The sequence below is a fragment of the Clostridium cuniculi genome (assembly GCF_004353185.1).
Taxonomy (GTDB): Bacteria; Bacillota; Clostridia; order Clostridiales; family Clostridiaceae; genus Clostridium; species Clostridium cuniculi.
In genome coordinates this window covers 84,444-105,255 of record NZ_SMUS01000012.1, presented here as the reverse complement: position 1 = coordinate 105,255, position 20,812 = coordinate 84,444, and the positions used below count along the sequence as shown (strand labels likewise).

At 26.5% G+C, this 20,812-nt stretch carries 19 protein-coding genes; 13 read left to right on the top strand and 6 right to left on the bottom strand.

Annotation, left to right across the window (positions count from 1 at the left end; translation table 11 throughout):
- Positions 1–257: 257 nt before the first annotated feature.
- Positions 258–1,067, bottom strand: a complete 810-nt coding sequence (locus tag EJJ37_RS08225) for a TPM domain-containing protein (protein WP_133015122.1) — start codon at positions 1,065–1,067, stop codon at positions 258–260.
- A gap of 5 nt (positions 1,068–1,072) precedes the next feature.
- Positions 1,073–1,642: a LemA family protein gene (locus tag EJJ37_RS08220; protein WP_133015121.1), complete on the bottom strand. Its 570-nt coding sequence runs from the start codon at positions 1,640–1,642 to the stop codon at positions 1,073–1,075.
- Positions 1,643–1,785: 143 nt separating this feature from the next.
- Here EJJ37_RS08220 and EJJ37_RS08215 point away from each other — a divergent pair, with 143 nt between their 5' ends.
- The 3 genes from EJJ37_RS08215 (at position 1,786) to EJJ37_RS08205 (ending at position 5,848) form a co-directional block, all read left to right on the top strand.
- Positions 1,786–4,341: a Helicase associated domain protein gene (locus tag EJJ37_RS08215; protein WP_133015120.1), complete on the top strand. Its 2,556-nt coding sequence runs from the start codon at positions 1,786–1,788 to the stop codon at positions 4,339–4,341.
- Between the two features lie 81 nt (positions 4,342–4,422).
- On the top strand, positions 4,423–5,253 hold the full coding sequence (locus EJJ37_RS08210; RefSeq protein WP_133015119.1) for an aldo/keto reductase: 831 nt from the start codon (positions 4,423–4,425) through the stop codon (positions 5,251–5,253).
- A 139-nt stretch (positions 5,254–5,392) separates the two neighbouring features.
- Positions 5,393–5,848: a hypothetical protein gene (locus EJJ37_RS08205; RefSeq protein WP_133015118.1), complete on the top strand. Its 456-nt coding sequence runs from the start codon at positions 5,393–5,395 to the stop codon at positions 5,846–5,848.
- Between the two features lie 48 nt (positions 5,849–5,896).
- Here the strand turns inward: EJJ37_RS08205 and EJJ37_RS08200 are convergent, their stop codons facing one another.
- Positions 5,897–6,130 carry a hypothetical protein gene (locus EJJ37_RS08200; RefSeq protein ID WP_133015117.1) on the bottom strand — a complete coding sequence of 78 codons (234 nt, stop codon included), beginning with the start codon at positions 6,128–6,130 and terminating at the stop codon, positions 5,897–5,899.
- 79 nt (positions 6,131–6,209) lie between these two features.
- Positions 6,210–7,268: a serine hydrolase gene (locus tag EJJ37_RS08195; protein ID WP_133015116.1), complete on the bottom strand. Its 1,059-nt coding sequence runs from the start codon at positions 7,266–7,268 to the stop codon at positions 6,210–6,212.
- A 198-nt stretch (positions 7,269–7,466) separates the two neighbouring features.
- Between EJJ37_RS08195 and EJJ37_RS08190 the strand changes: the two genes are divergently transcribed.
- Together EJJ37_RS08190 and EJJ37_RS08185 are read left to right on the top strand one after the other, a co-directional pair.
- The gene (locus EJJ37_RS08190; RefSeq protein ID WP_133015115.1) at positions 7,467–8,135 is read left to right on the top strand and encodes a response regulator transcription factor; all 669 of its coding nucleotides are present in this window, start codon (positions 7,467–7,469) and stop codon (positions 8,133–8,135) included.
- Entirely contained in the window at positions 8,125–9,639 is a 1,515-nt protein-coding gene (locus EJJ37_RS08185) for a sensor histidine kinase (protein ID WP_166484711.1), read from the top strand. The genes EJJ37_RS08190 and EJJ37_RS08185 overlap by 11 nt, the downstream gene beginning before the upstream one ends.
- A 19-nt stretch (positions 9,640–9,658) precedes the next feature.
- On the opposite strand, the gene EJJ37_RS08180 is transcribed toward EJJ37_RS08185, so the two are convergent.
- A complete protein-coding gene (locus tag EJJ37_RS08180) occupies positions 9,659–11,077 on the bottom strand; it encodes a spore germination protein (protein ID WP_133015113.1) in 1,419 nt (472 codons plus the stop codon).
- A gap of 123 nt (positions 11,078–11,200) precedes the next feature.
- Positions 11,201–12,346 (bottom strand): DEAD/DEAH box helicase, encoded by a 1,146-nt coding sequence (locus tag EJJ37_RS08175; RefSeq protein ID WP_133015112.1) that lies wholly within the window; start codon positions 12,344–12,346, stop codon positions 11,201–11,203.
- Between the two features lie 369 nt (positions 12,347–12,715).
- Here EJJ37_RS08175 and EJJ37_RS08170 point away from each other — a divergent pair, with 369 nt between their 5' ends.
- The 8 genes from EJJ37_RS08170 to EJJ37_RS08140 all read left to right on the top strand — a co-directional run bounded on the left by EJJ37_RS08170 (position 12,716) and on the right by EJJ37_RS08140 (position 20,490).
- The gene (locus EJJ37_RS08170) at positions 12,716–14,863 is read left to right on the top strand and encodes a YhgE/Pip domain-containing protein (protein ID WP_133015111.1); all 2,148 of its coding nucleotides are present in this window, start codon (positions 12,716–12,718) and stop codon (positions 14,861–14,863) included.
- A 212-nt stretch (positions 14,864–15,075) separates the two neighbouring features.
- The gene (locus tag EJJ37_RS08165; RefSeq protein ID WP_133015110.1) at positions 15,076–15,975 is read left to right on the top strand and encodes a 3'-5' exoribonuclease YhaM family protein; all 900 of its coding nucleotides are present in this window, start codon (positions 15,076–15,078) and stop codon (positions 15,973–15,975) included.
- A 12-nt stretch (positions 15,976–15,987) separates the two neighbouring features.
- Entirely contained in the window at positions 15,988–16,908 is a 921-nt protein-coding gene (locus EJJ37_RS08160; protein WP_133015109.1) for a M15 family metallopeptidase, read from the top strand.
- Positions 16,909–16,918: 10 nt separating this feature from the next.
- Positions 16,919–17,089, top strand: coding sequence for a hypothetical protein (locus EJJ37_RS20200; protein WP_166484710.1), 171 nt, complete (start codon positions 16,919–16,921; stop codon positions 17,087–17,089).
- A 161-nt stretch (positions 17,090–17,250) separates the two neighbouring features.
- A complete protein-coding gene (locus EJJ37_RS08155) occupies positions 17,251–17,514 on the top strand; it encodes a hypothetical protein (protein ID WP_133015108.1) in 264 nt (87 codons plus the stop codon).
- Between the two features lie 206 nt (positions 17,515–17,720).
- Positions 17,721–17,858 carry a six-cysteine ranthipeptide SCIFF gene (scfA, locus tag EJJ37_RS08150; protein ID WP_003371542.1) on the top strand — a complete coding sequence of 46 codons (138 nt, stop codon included), beginning with the start codon at positions 17,721–17,723 and terminating at the stop codon, positions 17,856–17,858.
- A 140-nt stretch (positions 17,859–17,998) separates the two neighbouring features.
- Positions 17,999–19,351 carry a thioether cross-link-forming SCIFF peptide maturase gene (gene scfB / locus EJJ37_RS08145; protein ID WP_133015107.1) on the top strand — a complete coding sequence of 451 codons (1,353 nt, stop codon included), beginning with the start codon at positions 17,999–18,001 and terminating at the stop codon, positions 19,349–19,351.
- Positions 19,352–19,548: 197 nt separating this feature from the next.
- Entirely contained in the window at positions 19,549–20,490 is a 942-nt protein-coding gene (locus EJJ37_RS08140) for an IS1 family transposase (RefSeq protein WP_133015106.1), read from the top strand.
- The last annotated feature ends 322 nt before the right edge of the window (positions 20,491–20,812 follow it).

Here is a 20,812-nt window from a genome sequence, read left to right as displayed (position 1 = left end):
AGCTCATAATATAAATAAATTGCATAACAAAATACAGGCTAACCGAACTGGTAAGCATTTATTTGAATTAAAGAAAACTGCATAATTTAATTTTTTAAAGCCTTTTTTCATTAGGCTTATTTAAGTGCGTCTATTTTTATATTCAATTTGATTTTAATCGAAAATGTACAATTATTTTTTTGAAAATATAGAAAAAGAGCTATTGCTAGCGGATTTTTTTACCCGCTATTGCGACAGCTCCTTTATTTTATATTTATCTACCAATTTCCTGATGAGCCACCACCATTAGATGAGCCACCGCCAAATCCACCAAATCCGCCACCAGGGCCAGAACCACCACCAAATCCACCACCACCACGTCTTCCACCATTAAAGAAATTATTCCAAAATAGTAATTGTAATAGTGTTGACATAATACGACCTCTATTAAAAATTAGATCTAAAAATATTAAAATTAGAAATCCAATTCCAATAAAACCTAAATTTTTATTTTTAGAGGTGGTTGACTGTGTTTCAGAGGGTAGTTCAATATTTAATGATTTCTCTAATGTAACTCCATATTCTTCAGCGATATAATCACAAAATTTACTATAGCTATTTAAAAGACCTTCTCCATAATTTCCTTGGGAGAAGAGTGGTTTAGCTAAAGATTCCATAACTCTATTGCTTAAGGCATCAGGAATAGTACCTTCAAGTCCACGACCTACTTCAACTCTATATTGCCTATCATTAATGGCTAATAATATAAGAAGGCCATTGTCTTGTTCACTTTCTCCTATTCCCCAAGTTCTAAAAAGTTTATTGCTATAATCTTCAATAGGAATATTATTAGTGGAATCAATTACTACAATTACAGCTTGAGCGCCTGTTTTATCTTCTAGCTCTTTGCCTATTGAAACAATTTTTTTCTTATAATCATTATTAATTGTGTTAGTATAATCATTAATATATTTTAAATTGGTTGGGGTTGGATAATTACTGCTAGCATTAGGTATGTAATACACACTGCATAATAGTAATAATAAAAATAAAGTAAAAGCTTTAAGTTTACTTTTTAAATTTTTCATAATTTTTAACTTGAGAAGTTAACTTCAGGTACTTGTTGTGCACCTTCAGTAGCCTTATACAAAGGTTTTTCTTGAAAACCAAATAATGATGCAACTATTTTTGTAGGAAAACTTTTAACTTTTGTATTATATGTTGTAGCAGCAGTGTTATAATCTTGCCTTGCTATAGCAATTCTATTTTCAGTACCTTCTAGTTGTATGGAAAGGTCTTGAAAGTTTTGATTTGACTTTAAGTCAGGATAATTTTCAACAACTAATAATAATCTTGAAAGAGCACTACTTAATTCACTATCTGCATTAGCTTGTTCAGTAATATTATTAGCACCAGCTAATTTACTTCTTGCATCAGCAATTTCAGTAAAAATATCTTTTTCTTGAGAGGCATATCCTTTTACTGTATTTACTAAGTTTGGAATTAAATCAGAACGTCTTTGAAGTTGTGTGTCAATATTTGATTCAGCAACATTGACATCTTGTTCTAAGGTAACTAGATTGTTATAGCTTGATATCATAGGAATTGCAATTATTATCAGTATAATAATAACTACTATTAAAGATTTAACCCATGTCTTCATAGTTTCATCTCCTTTCTAATATTTAGTATGCGTATAAATTAAATTTTTAAATCATAGAAAAATGGCTTAAAGGCTATATTTATTAAGAATTATAATTTATATTTAATATATAATTAGCTGCATTTAGGAGTAAGACGTAGAAAATGAAAAATATTAAAAATATATTAAAAGAGTTAAAAGAATTAACATATGAGAAAAAGGTAGATTTAATAAAGAAAAAACTTAATTTTATAGATAAGCTTATAAAGGGAAGGGTATTTGAAGAGTATTTAGCATTTTTATTTGAAGGAAATGGATATATAGCAACTATAAATGGTGGCTCTCATGATGGTGGAGCAGATATAATACTATCTAGACCAGATAATCCTAATAAGACAGTTTGGATAATACAAGCAAAGAATACTATGAGACCTTTAGGTAATCACGATATTGTTGAAGAATTATTAAAATTTGAAAAAGAAAGTGGTAAAAAATATAAATGCAAATACTTTATGATAATTTCTTTAAATGGATATGTAGAAAATGCAAATATGTTTAACAGGACAAGCATGTCATTAGAGGATTTTGATTATGTAAAAGAATTGATAAATAACTATACTGAAAAAAGTAAGACTGGAATACTATTACCTGATTTAAAGCCTCATAATAGATATACCTATAAAGAAGTTAAAGCTATTTTAGAAAATAATAATAGAGTAGCAGTTCCGAATGCAACAGGAACAGGAAAAAGTTTTATTATACTTCAACTTTTATTTGATTATAGAGAGAAAAAATCTATTGTTTTAGCACCTACTAACGAAATATTAGATAGATTAAAATTAATAGCACCATGGAGTATTACTAATTGTAAATTTTATACTTATAGTAAATTTTCTTCTTTATATTCAAAAGGAAAATTAGAAAACTTAGATGTTGATTTAGTTATTTTAGATGAATTACATAGAGCTGGAGCAGTAAGTTGGGGAAAAGCTGTTAAATATGTATTGCATGCAAATAATACTGCTAAGGTTGTAGGGCTCTCAGCAACTCCAATTAGATTCTTAGATAATAATAGAGATATGATTAATGAGTTGTTTTATGGAAATTCAACTACTCCAATAAGTCTTTCTGAAGCAATAGTTAGAAAGATTTTACCTATGCCTATTTATGTTTCGGCAATGTATGATTTAGATAAGGAAATTGATAAAAAGCTTAAATTAATGAAGAAGTTGAACATATCATTGGCAGATAAGAAAAGATATATAGAAGAGCTTAATATATATATAAGTAAATGGGAAAAGGAAAGTAGAGTTGAAAGTATAATAAAAAAACATTTACCTAATAGCAAAAAATTAAAGTTCATAGTTTTTTGCGAAAATAATAAGCATTTGAAAGAAATGAAAGATGAAGTTATTCAGTGGTTTAAAAGTGCATTAAATGAGAACTTCAAAGTAAATGATTTTATTATAACTTCAACTAATACAAAAAATAAAGAAAATTTATCTGCTTTTGAATGTGAAAATAGTGAAAATGAACTTAAGCTCCTTTTTGCTATAAGTAAACTTAATGAGGGTATACACATTAACAATATAACTGGAATAGTTATGCTTAGAAATACTAAATCTCCAAGTGTATATTATCAACAGTTAGGACGTTGTCTTACAGCAGATGCAATAGATAAAAATCCTATTGTATTTGATTTTGTAGACAATATAGATAATTTAGAACTTGTTAACTTTAGAAAGAAGCTAGAAGAAGCAAATGAAAGGAATAATCTTTATAGAAGACAAATAGGATTATATGATGAAGAGATACGTCTTTCATTATATGAAGAGCACGAAGATGTTATTTTACAGTTAAAAAATATAGAAAGAAAAATTACTTATAATTGGGACGAATCCTTTGAAAGTCTATTAAAATTTAAAGAAATTAATGGTCATTTAAATGTTCCTAAAGATGATGAATATTCAAGATTATATAGTTGGGTTAGCCTTCAAAGAACTCTTTATAATAAGAATATATTAAATGAGGAATTCATTAATAAGCTTGATTCTATAGGATTTATTTGGAATATTAATATTTATAAGTATAAAGAAAACTATAGGAAATATGAAAAGTTAATTATTGATTCTCATGAGAAAGAAATAAGTTATTATAAGATTTTAAATGAGAAATATTATATTCCTATATATAAACAAGAGTCATTAATATCAGAATATGAAGATGGATGTATTTTACCAGAAAAAGAATTCATTATGAGATGGTGGGACAAGCAATTAAAAGATTTTCAGAATAATAAATTAGATGATGAAAGAAAATCAATAATAATCAATGAATTTAGAGAAATGTCTAGGTTTCAAGAAAATAAGTGGATGGTTAGCCTATATAAAATAATTAACTTTTATAATAGGATTAAAGAAAATTATGAAATAGATTGTTACTTAAATAGAATAGCTCCAGATAAGAGAAGGTTTATAAGTTTTGTAACCTCAATATATCACAGTAAAAGAATAATAGAAAACACTATAGAAAGAAATTTGCCTAACTCTTGGAAGGATAGAGAGATTAAACTTGATAATGAAGAGTGTAGGTGTAGAGACTTCATAATATCATTATTATTAGAAAATAAATTTATTTTTGACATAGAAGAATTTATAGATGATATAAATTATATTTATTTTGAAGATATGATTAATATTAATAAAAAAAGCATTAAATAATGTTTTAATTAATAAGTATTATAGTAGTAATAGATTATTATATAATAATATCAAAATATTTGGTAAATAGGGAGAGCGTTTATGGATAGCTATAGGGTTTTATTAAATGGTATTACTATACCTAGTATAGGATTTGGGACTTATAAATTGGGAGATGAAAGTGAAACTATAGATGCTATTAAATGTGCATTAAAGATAGGATATAGGTTTATAGATACGGCATCTTTTTATGGAAATGAAGAGGGGATAGGTAAAGGAATTAAAGAAAGTGGAGTTAACAGAGAAGATATATTTTTATCCACAAAAGTTTGGAATGATAGTCATGGATATGATAAAGCAATAAAATCATTTGAGGAGTCCATGAGAAAATTAGATATTGATTATTTAGATTTGCTATTAATACATTGGCCAACAGAATTGAATAGCGAAACTTGGAGAGCATTTGAAGATCTTTATGAATTAGGTAAAATTAGAGCCATTGGAGTAAGTAACTTTAAAATAGGACATTTAGAAGCCTTGAAAAAAACAGCAAGAATAATGCCTATGGTTAATCAAATTGAGATACATCCATGTTTTTCTCAAAAGGAATTAGTTAATTATTGCAATAATTATAAGATACAAGTTATAGGATGGAGTCCAATTATGAAGGGACAATTATTAGAGGTTCCTTTAATGATGGATTTAGCTGAAAAATATAACAAGAGTATTGCTCAAATAGCTTTAAGATGGCATATACAAAAAGGTATTATTCCTATTCCAAAGTCATCACACTGTGGAAGAATGACTGATAATATTGATATTTTTAATTTTGAGTTATCAGAGGAAGATATAAGAAAAATTGATAACTTAGATAGAAATGAAAAAGTATCAGATACTCCTCCAAATACAACATATGATAATTTTAAATGGTAAGCTAGAGTTTTTTGAAATACTTATATTATGTAGAAGGAGATATGAGTTTTAAAGGAGTATTTAAAAATAAAAGTATCACTTCTCAACATAATTGCATTTATTGATAGTATGGAGAGAAGTAGTGGGAGATGATTAATATATGGAAATAACTAATTTTGTAACTGAAAATTTCCTTTCATCATTTGCAGGGACGTTACTGGCTGTAGAGTTAGTAGTATTTACAACAAAGAGTTTACCTTTAATAAAAAGAATACCTACAAAGTTGTATACTTTTATTCTAGCAGTTATACATCTCATTATTGTACAAGTTTCAAGTGGAAAGGCTGATATAACAGTAGAATTTGTGTATATATTATTTATAAATTCATTAATAGTAGAAGTGATTTTATGTGGTGGATATGATACTTTAATGGGTAAATTTAAGAATATAAAAGATACTTTAAATCAAGCATCTGAGGATATCAGTCAGATCAATAATGAAATTAGTAACGGTACTAGTATTAATACTAAAGGTATAGCTTCAAATGCTGCAGCTGAAGTAGAGAAAACTACTAATACTGAAGTTGAGAAAACCGCTAATATAACAAATAAATAGTATATGTAAGTGTAGAAGGTGATTATTTTTAAGTAATCACCTTTTTCATTAAGAATGTTTTTTTGATGATTTTATCTTTTTACTTAGATATGAGCCAATTCCTAAGCCAACAAATAATAATATTATGGGAGCTAATGCCATCCAGAACATATTATCAGTTAATAAGAATGCTATAATTCCAATAACTAGACCAATAACTAAACCAATAAGTGAACCATATGATAAGTATTTTTCAGCTTTTTCATCTGCAAGAGTTTTTTTATTTTTCTTCTTGTTACTCATTTATTAGCCTCCTAATAGAAAGAATTAATGGTTATATATAGAAATTATATAACAAAATTTTACATATTGTAAAGCTGGATTAATTAGCAGTTTCATAAATAGCTTTAGATATTTGAGCAATTTTTTCTTCTGCATTTTCTAAATCATAAGTATAAATTACTAGAATGTATGGAGAATCATCAAGTATTATTCCAACATCATGTATATAGGAGTCATAGCTACCTACTTTATGTGCAACTATTTCTTGGGGAATATATTTATCTAATCTATCGTGAAATTCAGTTTTAGTTAATATATCTATTAAGTGAGAAAAATTAATATCACTTTTATGTTTGTATATGTACTTTAATATTTTGAATTCTAAATCAGCAGTTATATAATTACCTTTTGCAGAAAAATCTATGTCTAATAAATCATAAAGTTTTTGTCTTACAACAGCATGTCCACCTAAGTAGCGTCCAAGCATATTTGTAGCTATATTATCTGAATAAACTATTGATAAATCAAGTAGTTCTTGTATTGTATATGAACCAATAGATGAATAAGTATATAAGATTCCAGTTCCCTCTTCATAGTCAGATGAATTATAAGAAATATATGTATTAAGATCAATCTCACCTTGAGATGCAAGATAGTAAAATAAAAGATTTAATCCAACCTTATATGTACTAGCTGCAGTAAACTCTAAATCTTCATTTATTTTTATTGTTTCATCAGAGGATAAATCATAATATACTAGTCCAACATTGTCTATTTCACTACCTAGAAAAGCAGTAATTCTATCAGATAATGAGTATGAAGTATTAAAAAGAAAGCTTAAACGCTCTTCATAGGATAAGGATGAAAAGTAAGAAAGTTCATCTTCGCTTAATTCAATGGTTTTAATAGTAGCCTTATAAGTAGTAATTTTATTAATGAGCTCTTCTGATGAAGAGGTGAAATAACTTACTGATCTACTATTAGAAGTAGAGATAGAAGTAGGGATTTTTTCTAGAGTGTTAAAATAGATTGAATTCCAGTTATTATAAAATTTCCAAATTAAGAATATTGCTATTAGTATAGTTAGAAAATAAAATAATAAATATTTTTTTAAGAAATTTAATTTGTTATTTTTTCTATTCATAATATTCAATTTCAATAGTTCTCCTTAAGTAGTATAAATATAAAAGTATTCTAATATATAAACCTTAAAATAAACTTAATAGATAAGGTAGGATAGTATATTGTTGTTTTATATAAAAAAATTAAATATAAGAAACTGAAGTTTAAATGAATTCAATATGTAAAAGTAAGTATTATGGTAAAATTAAATATATATAACTTATTGGAGGAAAATATGAATTACAAAATTTTAGTGGTAGAAGATGATAATCAAATACAAGAATTAATAGTAGAGTTTCTATCCTCACAAGATTACATAGTAGATACAGCAAATGATGGGGTAGAAGGATATGAAAAATTTAAATCAGGAGAATATGACTTAGTAATTTTAGATGTAATGATGCCAAGGCTTGATGGACATTCGTTATGCAAAATGATAAAGAGTATAGATAAGGAAGTCTCAGTAATATTTTTAACAGCACTAGGTGATGAAGAAAGTGAAATAAAAGGTTTTGACTTAAAGGCAGATGATTATATTAGTAAGCCATTTTCATTTAACATATTAATTAAAAGGGTAGAGGCTGTTTTAAGAAGAAAGAATAAGGAAAAATCTGAAGATGAAGTTTTAAAGTTTGAGGGACTAAGGCTTGAGTTACAAACATTTAAATCTTATGTTGAGGAAGAGGAAATTGAATTAACTTTAAAGGAGTTTAATATATTAAAGTTAATGATAAGTAGTTATCCAACAGTAGTTTCTAGAGAAAAGTTAATTGAAAAAATATGGGGTTATGATTACTTTGGAGATACTAGAGTTATAGATGCACATATGAAAAATATAAGAAAGAAGATAAAAAAGGATTATATTAAAACTATTAAAGGTGTAGGATATGTTCTTGAAAAATAAATGGAAAAACTTAAGTATAAAGAAAAAGCTATTTATATGGAGTAGTTTAATAATAATATTAGCATTTACACTCCTATACATATGCATATATTTCTTTATGCCAAGAGTCTATGAGATTTATAAGGTTAAGAGCGTTAAATCAGGAATCCAAGAATTAAAGGTTAAGCTAGCAGATGATAAGGATATAGATATAGATGATTTATTAGATGATTTTTCTTATAATAATAATATAGATATTATTTTAGTAAGTAAGGATAAAAATAATTTAATTGATGATATATTATATTCATCATTTAGAGAAGGAGCAAATTCTCCTAACAATATACCATTTTTATATAATAATAAGTATGAAATATTTCAGGAATTTGGCAAATATGGGTTGCAATTTAGGATAGATGGAAGTTTAGATACAGCAAAATTTGTATATCAATTAATTAATAAAACTGGAAGTCTAAATATAGATGAAGCTGTTTATATAAAAAGCTTAAATAAAATATATCATATGATAGTACACTTTCCTATAAGCCCAGAAAATGAAGCGGCAGATAGTATTGTTTTATTTTTCCCATTTGCTATTATAGCAATTATAATTATTGCTTTTACAATAGCTAGTTTTTATGCTCTTTTAATAAGTAGACCATTGATTAAGATTAATAAGGTTGCTAAGAAAATGGCAAATTTAGATTTTGACAATATTATTGAAATAAATGGTGAAGATGAAATAGGTGAATTATCTAATAGTCTAAACTTAATGAATAGGAACTTAAAAGAGTCTTTTGATAAGCTAGAAAGAATGAATTCACAGCTTACAGAAGAAATAGAAATGGAAAGAAAATTGGAAAAGGAAAGAAGAGAATTTATTGCAACAATTTCCCATGAGTTAAAATCACCTATTACTATAATTAATGGACAATTAGAAGGGATGATTTATAATATTGGAAAGTATAAGGATAGGGATAAGTATTTAAAAGAATCCTATGATGTTATACAAAAAATGAGTGAGCTAGTACAGGAAATACTACATTTAAGTGAAAGGGAGAATGGTGAGTTTAAATATAATTTTACAAATGTAAATATAAGTAAAGTTACTAATTGTGTAGTTAAGGAGTTAAGATATTTTATTGATGAAAAGAGTTTAAATTTAGAAACTCATATTAATGAAGAGATTTTTGTAATTGCAGATGAAAAGCTAATAAAAAAAGTAATTACTAATATAGTTAAAAATGCAATTACTCATTCACCTGTTAAGGAGAACATTATTGTAAAGTTAACTAGTGATGAATTAACTGTTGAAAACACAGGTGTATCAATTCCTAATGACCAAATTGACAATATATTTAATGCTTTCTATAGGGTTGATAAATCTAGAAATAGGAAAACAGGAGGGACTGGATTAGGACTTTATATAGTAAGAACTATATTAGATAAGCATGAAAATATTAGTTATAAGATTATATCTAAAGATAATTCAGTAGTATTTAAAATAATATTTGATAAAAAATAGATAATACAAATTGTATTATCTATTTTTTTGAATTTACTTCTTTTCGACATCTAAATATTACATGTTTAAGAGCATTCCAATTAAATGGTATTAAAGGGTAAAGATATTTTTCCCCTGTAATTGTTTTAGTTGTAACTAGAAGAATTAAGTTAATAACTAAACCAAATATAAATCCCCATGTACTAAATAATCCAGTGAAAAATAGCAATATGATACGACAAAACTTTAAAGCAAATCCTAACTCTATGCTAGTTTGAACGAAACTTGATAAAGCTACTATTGACATATAAAGGATTGTTTGGGGAGTAAACCATCCAGTTTGCACAGTATAATCACCTAATATCAAACCGCCTATAATAGAAAGAGATGTTCCTAAGGAGTTAGGCGTATTAAGTGATGCAAGTTTTAATCCATCTATAGCAAATTCAGCTAATATAAATTGAATAAATATAGGCAATATATAAGGATCTTTAGGTAATAAAAAGCTGAGTTTACCTGTTAGCCATTGAGGATTATCTGTTAATAATACATAAACAGGAGTTAAAAACATATTAACAAATAAAACTGCAAATCTTAAAAGCTTTAAGTAGTTACCAGTTAAAAAAGGTAAGTAATAATCATCTATAGATTGAATAAAATCAAATATACTAGATGGTAGTATTAAAACGGATGGAGTATTATCAATTAATATTACTATTTTTCCTTCAATTATTTCAGAGGCTGCTACATCAGGTCTTTCTGTATATCTAGCTTTGGGAAATGGATTAAACTTATCTTTAGGACATAAAGATTCTATAAAGCTTTCATCACCTAATGTTAAAGACTTTAAATCAATATTCTCAATTAGCTCTCTTACTTTATTTAATGTTTTTCTATCAACGGTACTATCTAAATATCCAATAGCTATATCAGTTTGAGAAATAGAGCCTATACTATGCATTTCAAAAACTAATTTTGGATCTCTAATTCTTCTTCTAATAAGGGCAGTGTTAAAAACTATTGTTTCAACAAAACCATCATGAGATCCACGAAGAACTTTTTCCTTATCAGGTTCATCTACACCTCTTGAGGGATAAGTCCTATAGTCAAGTACTATTGCTTCAGGGAATTTTTCACATAACATAATAGATTGACCTGAAAGTACAGCTTTTATGATATTATCTAAATCAGTATCTGTACTAGCTTCTATAGAACTAAGAGCTTTTTCAATAAGATCATTAGCTGAAGTTATTTCTTTAAAATCGTCAGCTTTTAAGTTGTACATATCTCTACGTACATATTCCATGTTTGTATCTTTTACAAAGCCATCCATATAGTAGCAATAAAATTTTGTGTTATGAACATCAATAATTCTTTCAAGTATATCGAAAGTTTTTCCAACATTGAGTTCTTTTCTTATTGTTTCTAAGTTAGTTTTAAAGTCACTTGTTAATTTCATATTTTTCTCCTTAGTAAATAAATAATACCTTTAGTTTTTACATTTTTTTATAAAGTATGCAAAAATTAAAGGTATTAATATTAAGGATAGTTATATGTAATTATAAGAATTAAATATTTTTTATTATTTAACTGGTATTAAGTTACCACCATATAATTTCATTTCAGTAAATTTAATTTTAAAAGCTTTTTGGTATGATTTTATAGACTCTAAATCACGTCTTGTACCTATACAAATTGAAGATCCTGAAAGGTTTCCACGTGCTGTTCTTCCTGCTCTGTGTAAGTATTCATCAGGATTTTCTGGGAAATCCATGCTTATAATATGAGTTACTTCTGGAATATCTAAGCCTCTAGCTGATACGTCAGAAGAAACTAAAACATTAAATTTTCCATTTCTAAAGGCTTCTATTGATCTTTGTCTTTGTTCTTTTGAAGCATTTCCGAAGATAGCTGTAGATTTAACTTTATGATAATCTAATTTTTCATTAATATTTTGAAGTTCTGTACTATTGTTAATAAATACTATAGCTCTTTCAGGGCTTTCAGCTGCTAATAGTTTTCTTAAAGTTTCAAATCTATCTCTAAATTCACAAGTAATAAACATATGAGAAATATTTGGGTTTAGAACTGACTTAGATTCAGATTTTACTATATGAACTTCTTTAACTAATGATTTAGAAATTTCTAAGGCTGTATTATTCATACTTGCAGAGAAGAACATAAGCTGTCTATCTTTCATAGTAGCCTTGATTATATCTTTTATTATTGTAGATTTATTTTTAGCTAATAAACTATCAGCTTCATCCATAACTATAGTTTTTATAGTATGGGCAGATATTTTCTTCTTTTTAATTAAATCAAGAACTCTTCCAGCTGAACCTACTATTATATGAGGTTTTACTTCCTTAAGTTTTTTTATTTGTTTTTCAATATTAGATTCACCCATTATAGTAAGTGAAGTTACATTCATATTTGAGTTCTTTGCAAGCAGTTTTATTTGTGCATCAATTTGCATAACTAACTCGTGAGTTGGAGCAAGTATAATAGCTTGCATTTCTTTTTTTTCTGTATTTATTTTTTGAAAAATAGGACATATGTAAGCTAAAGTTTTTCCACTACCAGTATGTGATTCGGCGATAATATCTAAGTTTTCCAATGCTTTTGGAATAGTTAGGCTTTGTACTTCAGTTGGAGAAGTGATTCCTTGAAGTTTTAAACCTTCTATTATATTTGAATTTAAATTAAGTTCATTAAATGACATATTCATTATTTTCTCCTCGGTATTTTTTAGTATCTATATTAGTATACACTAAAAATAATTTTAGTATAGAAATTTATACATAGAAATTAAAAATTATTGGGAAATTAATAAAATTAATATAGTATATTAATTTAAAAAAAGCAAAAAACAAAAATGAAATATAAAATAGAAAAATGAATAAAATGTTAATAGCATGTTTAAATTTTATTAAAAAAATTTTTTGTTTAAATATAGAAAAAACGTTTAACTATATAGAAAATTAACGATTGACAGGGAAAATAGTAAAAAAATCATAGAAAACTAAAACTTGAATTTTAGTACCAAAGTGCTAAAATGTACTCTATTAGTAAGTAAATATCAAAGGAGTAGGACGAAATGAAAGGCGCATTTGAAATTTTTAGAAGAGATTTAAAAAACATCTTTAAAAATTATGGGGCAATTATTGTTGTTATAGCATTATGTATTTTACCTTCTTTATATGCTTGGTTTAATATCAAGGCATCCTGGGATCCATATGCAGAATCAGCAACAAGTGGTATAAAAATAGGAGTTGTTAATAAGGATGCAGGAACAACTTTAAATGGTAAAGATATTAATTTAGGAAATGATGTTGTAGAGCAGTTAAAAGATAATAAACAAATGGGATGGCAATTTGTTAGTGAAGAGGAAGCAACTCAAATGGTTGAAGAAGGAAAGTATTATGCAATGATAACTATTCCTGAAGATTTCTCTAAAAATTTAACATCTATTATTACACAAGATATTCAAAAGGGAAATATAATTTATACAGTAAATGAGAAAATAAATGCAATAGCACCTAAACTTACAGATAAGGGAGCAAGTGCCATACAAGAAAATGTAAGTAAAGCAGTAGTTTCAACTGTAAGTGATACAATATTTGGATTAGGAAATGAGATTGGGATAGAACTTGAAAATCAAATACCTAAGATTAGTACAATTTACAATTCACTAGTAGAAGTACAAAGTCATTTTGGAAATATAAATGATGTAGTTAATTTAGCAGGAAGTGGTGCTGAACAACTAAAAACATTAGTAGGTGAAGTTCAACAAGATATTCCTAAAATAAAAGAAACTATTGAGAATGCACAAACTTTAAGTGGTGAGGTTAAAGATTTCTTAAATTCTTCAAAAGAAAGTTTAAATAATATAGCACCAGTAATTAAAAATGATATTAAGTTATTAAATGAAATAGCTAATGATGTTTCTAAATATACTAGTGCATTAATAGATGCAATAAATGCTGGTTCAGAAAACGCTCCAGCAATGATAGATAGTTTAATTGATAAATTAAGTAGTATAAATAAGAGTGCTGATTCATTAATAAGTATTCTTGAAACTATGAATAAGTTTAATCCTGGAAAATTTGATGATATAATTAGTAATTTACAAAATGTAAATAATAAGGTGAGTTCTGCTATAACTGCTTTAAACACAGTAAAAGATAATTTAGCAAATGGACAAAAACCAGATTTAAATTTATTAAATAATGTTGTATCTTTTGCAAATGATATTAGTAGTATATCAGGAAACTTATATGATAATTTTGATTCTAATATATCAGCAAAGATAAATAGTATTTTTGATCAGGCATATACTACAGCGGATAACGCAGCATCTGTATTAAGTGCAGCAGAGGAAAAGTTACCACAAGTTTCTGACTTATTAAGTACTGTTTATGAAGGTGCAGATAAAGGTATTGAAGGAATTGAATTTGTCAAGGAAAAGCTTCCAGAAGCTGAAAATATGATTAATGATTTAGTTAGTAAGGTTAGTAGTATTAATAATAGTGCGGACTTACAAGAAATAGTAGATTTATTAAAGAGCGATGTTCAAAAAAGAAGTGACTTTTTAGCCAATCCAGTAAATATAGTAGAAAATAAATTATTCCCAATGGGTAACTATGGTACAGGAATGACACCATTTTATACAGTATTATCATTATGGGTAGGATTATTATTGTTAGCTTCAATGTTAACAGTTGAGGCTGAAGGTGAATATTCAGCTATGTCACAATATTTTGGAAAGATGTTATTATTTATGAGTATAGCAATAATTCAAGCTATAATAGTTGCTGTAGGAGATTTATATATATTAAAGATATATTGTGTAAATCCGTTATTATTCGTATTAGGTAGTGTATTTACAAGTATTATATTTACATTAATTTTATATTCACTTTGCTCTGTGCTTGGAAATATAGGTAAAGTTTTAGGTATTGTATTATTAGTAATACAAATTGGTGGATCAGGAGGAACATTCCCTATTCAATTAACACCAAAGTTCTTCCAAGTTATTAATCCATTTTTACCATTTACTTATGCTATCTCATTTGCAAGAGAAGCAATTGGTGGAGTTGTTCAAAATGTATTAATTAAGGATATAGTAGTACTTTTAATATATGGAGCAATATTTATACTTATCTCATTATTCCTTAAGAAACCAATAAATAAATTAACACATGGTTTCACAGAAAGTTTTGAAAAGAGTGGAATTGGAGAATAGATTAATAATTATTAAATATTAATTTAGTGGAGTATTTAAAGTTTAAAAGATATTTAGGCTTTAAATACTCTTTATTATTTTTATAAATATTTAGGAATATTAATAATAATGAGATGAAAATAGTGATAAATTGAAAGTAATTAAGAAAATATTTTAACATTATTTAGGTTAAACTAAATTATAATATAGTATAGGCTTTGGAGGAAGTATAAATGAAGAAGGATATATTTTTAGCAAATGTTAAAAATGGAAGTGAAATAAAAACCTCACTAATGGTTATGAGAGTCATGTTTAGAGATACTACTAAGGTAGTATGTATATTAGCGGATAAAACTGGAGAAATAAAGGCAACAATACAAAATAAAGCCGGAGATATTCTTGAAGGGAAAGTTATTGAAATAGAGGGTAAAAAAGATACTAATTTAGAAGTGAAAAAATATACTTTTGTAGATGAATATAATTCTATAGATTATTTACCTACAGTCAAAAGAGATATAGAAGATATTATGGAGGAAATTGAATTATATACAGATGAATATATAATATCCAGAGAAGGAAAAGCGTTAAATGATTACTTCTTTAAAGATGAAGATTTTTTAGATAAGTTTAAAAGAGGCATTGGTGGCGTTTCTATGCATCATAATTATATAGGAGGGTTGGCAGAGCATACATTAGGTGTTATGTATTTAACTATTATGCTTTGTGAAAGATATGATTGTAGAAATAAGGAAATTGCAATTCTTGCAGCAAAACTTCATGATATAGGGAAAATATATGAGTTATATTATGATGGGCCTTTTAAGTATACACTTAGAGGTGAAATGGAAGGGCATATAGTAATTGGAACAGAAATGCTTGATAAAGCCTTTAATGATAATCCAGGATTTTATTCAGAAGATTTTATTACAAGAATGAAGGGGTGTATAGTACAACATCATGGAAAACTTGAATATGGTTCACCAAGAGAAATGAGAATGGAGGAAGCATTTATTCTTAATTCGGCAGATTCTATAGATGCAACCATGAATAAAATATCTCAAATAAAAGAAAAAACAGAACCAGGAAGTTGGTCAGAATATGATAGAAGAATTGAAACGAAATTGTATCTATAAGAGGTGAAGCAGATGAAAAATAGAATCAAAATAATATGTTTTGTAATGATACTATTAGTTATACCATATAAGGTTTATGGAATTACTATAGAAGACAGTAATTATATTACTCATGTAAAACAAGATTTATTAGTTCTTATGTTAGCTTATCCTGAGCAAATAATAGATATAGAAAAAGATTCTAATGATTCTATTTATATTGTAATGAAAAATGGTAAGAAAATATTATACGATGATAAAAAAGAAAAAACTTATGATCAAAAGTTTTTTAATGCTGATTTAGAAGATACATTAAGTGATATTTATCCGCTAAATATGATTGATAAAGTAATGGATAATAATTATGATCCAGGTAGAATAAGAAATTATGGATTTTTAGGAGCCATGTATGGAGAAAGTAAAAGTGAAATTGAGAAAAACTTAAGTTCAATATCAACTTATTATGGAACAGTAATGTTTAGTACTGTTAATAAAGCTAGTGAAGAGCTGAAAGCTGCATTAAATGATATTTCAAATACACTTCAAAGAGGGTCAAGAGATGAATCTTATGTAGCTCCATTAAGTGGTGGATATAATTATAGACATATACAAGATACTGGACTTTTAAGTGCACATGCATATGGAATTTCAATTGATTTAAATAGAAATGATTCAGATTATTGGAAGTGGGTATCTAAGGAGGAAGGAAGTAAAAGAATAGCTTCTTATCCACAGGCAATTGTTGAGGCTTTTGAGAATCATGGATTTGTTTGGGGAGGAAAGTGGGCTCATTTTGATATTCTACATTTTGAATATAGACCAGAAATAATACTTAAGGCAAAATATTTTGGGGATAATAAACAGGAGGATTTAGAAAATTGGTATGGTGATATAGAGGTAAATGAAAATATTGAGGGAATTATTAATTTAATAAATAAGAAGTTAGGAGAGTAAGGATAAAATTATGAATAAATTTGAAAATAAATTAACTGAAGAAGATATATTTGTAGAAAGTCAAAGTAGCAATACTTCTATTGTAAATGTTGAAGATATAGTTAAATCTCATAATAAAAGTAATTTTAATTATATAAAAGAGAATATAGATATAGAGAGGGAGAATTTTAGTAAAAAATAATAAGCGGTATTGTAAGAAAAATATAAATAATGTCAATATTAAAAATAGATAAACTTAACTAAAAACTTAAGATTCTAATATGTAATAAAAATTTAACTATTTTGTAAATTGACTAAAATAGTTAATCTGTATATAATTTTTATAACAGCGAGGTGGAGAATATGAGTATTAAAAATAATAAAAAGTTAATTTTTGGAGCATTATCAGCGGTTGTAGCTTCAGTTGCCGCAGGTGTTTTAGTAAAAAATAATATAGATAAAAAAACTAAGAATGTTGAGGAAGAGAATAAAAATAATAAAAAAGAAAAGAAAAGTAAGAATGTATATTATACAGTACATTTAAATGATATCTATAGTCCATATGATGATAAAACTTTATCAGAAGATGATATGATAGAAGAAATAAAAAAAGAGACTTCCTTATAGAAGAAAAACAGTATTTGCTATTAATGTAAATACTGTTTTCTTTTTCTAAAAATAAAATTTTAATGAAAGTAATAATATAAATGTTTTTTTAATATATATTTTACTGTAAAGGTAAGAGAGGACAGTGTTCCAAAATAAATACTTTATTACCATGAAAAACTGTGCTATAATTACCAATGTTATATTTGAAATATGGAGGATTCGACATGAAACACATAAAAACAATCAACAAAACAAACATCAAAAATAGCTTATGCAAACCAGGATGCAAGGAATGTGCAAACTCATGCCAATCAGCTTGCAAAACTTCTTGCACAGTTGCTAACTTAGAGTGTGAAAACTAATTAAAGACAAGCAGTAACTTGAAAAAAGTTGCTGCTTAACTTTATTTGTTAGTAGAAGTTGATTTATCAAATTGACATTAGGATTAAATAAGATATTGTTTCAAGATATAGGGGAAAAATATTACTAGGAGGAAAGTGAAATGGCTTTAATACACAAATTTAAACAAGGAGATAATTTCTTTGTTTTAGACGTTAATACAGGCGCTGTACATATTGTAGATGAATTAGTTTATGATTTAGTAGATGATAATAAACTAAGAGATAAAGAAGAACTTATAAAAGAATTCGGAGCTAAATATGGTGAAGAAACTATATCAGAAGCTTATGAAGAAATATTAGAGCTTATTGATGAAGATATATTATATTCAAGAGATCAATACGAAGATATAGCACATTCATCAATGGATGACAGAGATTATATTAAGGCAGTATGTTTAAATATAATTCATGGATGTAATCTAAGATGTAAATATTGTTTTGCAGATGAAGGTGAATACAATGGACATAAGGGTGTAATGTCTGTTGAAACTGCTAAAAAGGCAATAGATTATGTAGTTAAGAGAAGTGGTCCAAGAAGAAACATTGAAATTGATTTATTTGGTGGAGAACCAACAATGATCATGGACAAGGTTAAAGAAATAATAGCTTATGCTAGAGAAAATGAAAAGGCTTGGAAGAAGAACATTAGATTTACTATGACTACTAATGCTACTCTTTTAACTGAAGAGATGATGGATTTTATGGATAAAGAAATGGGCAACATAATCCTTTCATTAGATGGTAGAAAAGAAGTTAATGATAATGTAAGAATTAAAGTAGATGGAAGTGGTTCTTATGATGATATACTTCCAAACATTAAGAGAATGATTGAAAAGAGAGATAAATCTAAGCATTACTATGTAAGAGGAACATTTACAGGAGCTAATACTGACTTCTATGAAGATGTTAAGGCTATGGTAAATGAAGGATTTAGAGAAATTTCAATTGAACCAGTAGTTTTAGAAAAAGGACATTTCTTAGAACTTAAGGAAGAACACTTACCAGAAATATTTGAAAACTATGATAAATTATATAATGAAATGGTTAGAAGAAAGAAAGAAGGAGATGAATTCAACTTCTATCACTTCAACATTGATTTAAATGGTGGACCATGTGTTTATAAGAGAATTTCAGGATGTGGTGCAGGATTTGAATATGTTGCAATAACTCCACAAGGAGAAGTTTATCCATGTCACCAATTTGTAGGTAAGGAAGAATTTAAACTAGGAAGCATTTATGATGATACATATGATGCTGAATTAGGTAAGAAGTTTAAGAAAGCTCACATCTATAACAAGCCGAAATGTAGAGAATGTTGGGCAAGATTCTACTGTAGTGGTGGATGTCAATCAAATAACTTTGCATTTAATGGAGATATGCATATCCCTTATGAAATAGGATGTAAAATGCAAAAGAAGAGAATTGAATGTGCAATAGCACTTAAAGCTGAATAAATTATTAAATAGCAAGAACACGAGAATATCTCTGTTCTCGCTATTTTTTTATAATTTTAAATGAAATGTATATAAAATAAATTTTTGAATATAAATATGAATATTATAAGTTAAGATTTTAGAAGAAGTTACAAAATGTAAATAAAATAGTTTATTAGTATAGATATAAGTTAAGAATTACAATTGGTGATGTAATTATGATTAATGTCTATAAAATTTTAATGAATAATAAATCTAATGATAAGGATATAAAAAAATATAAAAAATCAAATACTAGTTGTCAAAAGTGTAATAAGAACAAGAAAAATTTATGTCCATATTGTGAGGGAGACAAAGTTATTAAGTATGGTTTTTATAAGGGAATTCAAAGATATAAATGCAAGAATGAAGAATGTGGAAAAACATTCAATAATGATATAAATAATCCCTTTAGATATTGTAAAAAATTTAAAGAGATGTGGAAAAAGTATTTTGAAGTTTTTCTTGAAGGGCGATCTTTAAGGGAATGTGCTCTTAGGATGAATATTACATTGGTAACAGCATTTTTCTGGAGGCATAGATTTTTACATGATTTGTGTGAAAAAAGTTATATTGAAAAAATAGGTTCATACGTTGAATTAACAAAACTAGTTTTGAATGAGAATTTTAAGGGTGATAGAAAATATCATAAAGAAAAAAGAGATAAGATTATAATAGTGAATGCAGTCAATGATTATATAGATATTCTTCCAATCTTTGCTGCTAGAAATTTTATTGGGCTTTTTGATATAAGAGATAATATTATTCCGCGCTTAGATAGGAAAGCTTATGTTGTAGGTCTTTTAGATGGTAGATTAAAAGTTTTTGCAAAAGGGTTTAATGAAATTAATAAAATTAAGTTAAAAGAAAGTAAAATTTCAAATATAGATATATCATATTCCAATAAAATCAAAACATGGCTTACTAAATTTAATGGAGTAGCTAGTAAATATTTAGAACATTACTTAAGCTGGAGAGCTTTTGAGTATAAAAATAGTATAGAATATAATAAAAAAGATAAACCAGTTCTAGAAAAAATAAATTTTAAAGTTAATGCCAAAGCAGAAATAAACACATATATATCTTGGAAGAAAATAAAGGCAAAGGTAATACCAATATAATTGTATAAGAGTGATTAAGAGTTTTACAGATATATAATATTATAAGGCGATTATCAATTTTGATAATGGCTTGTTTTTGTTTAACAAAGTTTAAAATAAGTAAATTTAAGCAGAATAAATTTATTATATAATCGATAAACTGGCTATTTAAATAGTAATATATAATAATAAATATTTAATTATATTCACTAATGTTATATAAAAGTGTTGCTAACAACATTTTTATATAACAAGATACTATATAAAGATAGAGGTTATCATAACTTTAAATTAGATATAAAAGCATAATATTAAAAAAACAGCCAAGAATAATAAAAATCAA

Bases quoted from the DNA above. Each gene is read 5' to 3' on its own strand.
- EJJ37_RS20200 (WP_166484710.1), top strand. From the start codon at position 16,919: ATGAATAAATTTGAAAATAAATTAACTGAAGAAGATATATTTGTAGAA.
- EJJ37_RS08155 (WP_133015108.1), top strand. From the start codon at position 17,251: ATGAGTATTAAAAATAATAAAAAGTTAATTTTTGGAGCATTATCAGCG.
- EJJ37_RS08225 (WP_133015122.1), bottom strand. From the start codon at position 1,067: ATGAAAAATTTAAAAAGTAAACTTAAAGCTTTTACTTTATTTTTATTA.
- EJJ37_RS08200 (WP_133015117.1), bottom strand. From the start codon at position 6,130: ATGAGTAACAAGAAGAAAAATAAAAAAACTCTTGCAGATGAAAAAGCT.
- scfB (WP_133015107.1), top strand. From the start codon at position 17,999: ATGGCTTTAATACACAAATTTAAACAAGGAGATAATTTCTTTGTTTTA.
- EJJ37_RS08215 (WP_133015120.1), top strand. From the start codon at position 1,786: ATGAAAAATATTAAAAATATATTAAAAGAGTTAAAAGAATTAACATAT.
- EJJ37_RS08190 (WP_133015115.1), top strand. From the start codon at position 7,467: ATGAATTACAAAATTTTAGTGGTAGAAGATGATAATCAAATACAAGAA.
- EJJ37_RS08205 (WP_133015118.1), top strand. From the start codon at position 5,393: ATGGAAATAACTAATTTTGTAACTGAAAATTTCCTTTCATCATTTGCA.
- EJJ37_RS08210 (WP_133015119.1), top strand. From the start codon at position 4,423: ATGGATAGCTATAGGGTTTTATTAAATGGTATTACTATACCTAGTATA.
- EJJ37_RS08140 (WP_133015106.1), top strand. From the start codon at position 19,549: ATGATTAATGTCTATAAAATTTTAATGAATAATAAATCTAATGATAAG.
- EJJ37_RS08165 (WP_133015110.1), top strand. From the start codon at position 15,076: ATGAAGAAGGATATATTTTTAGCAAATGTTAAAAATGGAAGTGAAATA.
- EJJ37_RS08170 (WP_133015111.1), top strand. From the start codon at position 12,716: ATGAAAGGCGCATTTGAAATTTTTAGAAGAGATTTAAAAAACATCTTT.
- EJJ37_RS08175 (WP_133015112.1), bottom strand. From the start codon at position 12,346: ATGAATATGTCATTTAATGAACTTAATTTAAATTCAAATATAATAGAA.
- scfA (WP_003371542.1), top strand. From the start codon at position 17,721: ATGAAACACATAAAAACAATCAACAAAACAAACATCAAAAATAGCTTA.
- EJJ37_RS08180 (WP_133015113.1), bottom strand. From the start codon at position 11,077: ATGAAATTAACAAGTGACTTTAAAACTAACTTAGAAACAATAAGAAAA.
- EJJ37_RS08160 (WP_133015109.1), top strand. From the start codon at position 15,988: ATGAAAAATAGAATCAAAATAATATGTTTTGTAATGATACTATTAGTT.
- EJJ37_RS08220 (WP_133015121.1), bottom strand. From the start codon at position 1,642: ATGAAGACATGGGTTAAATCTTTAATAGTAGTTATTATTATACTGATA.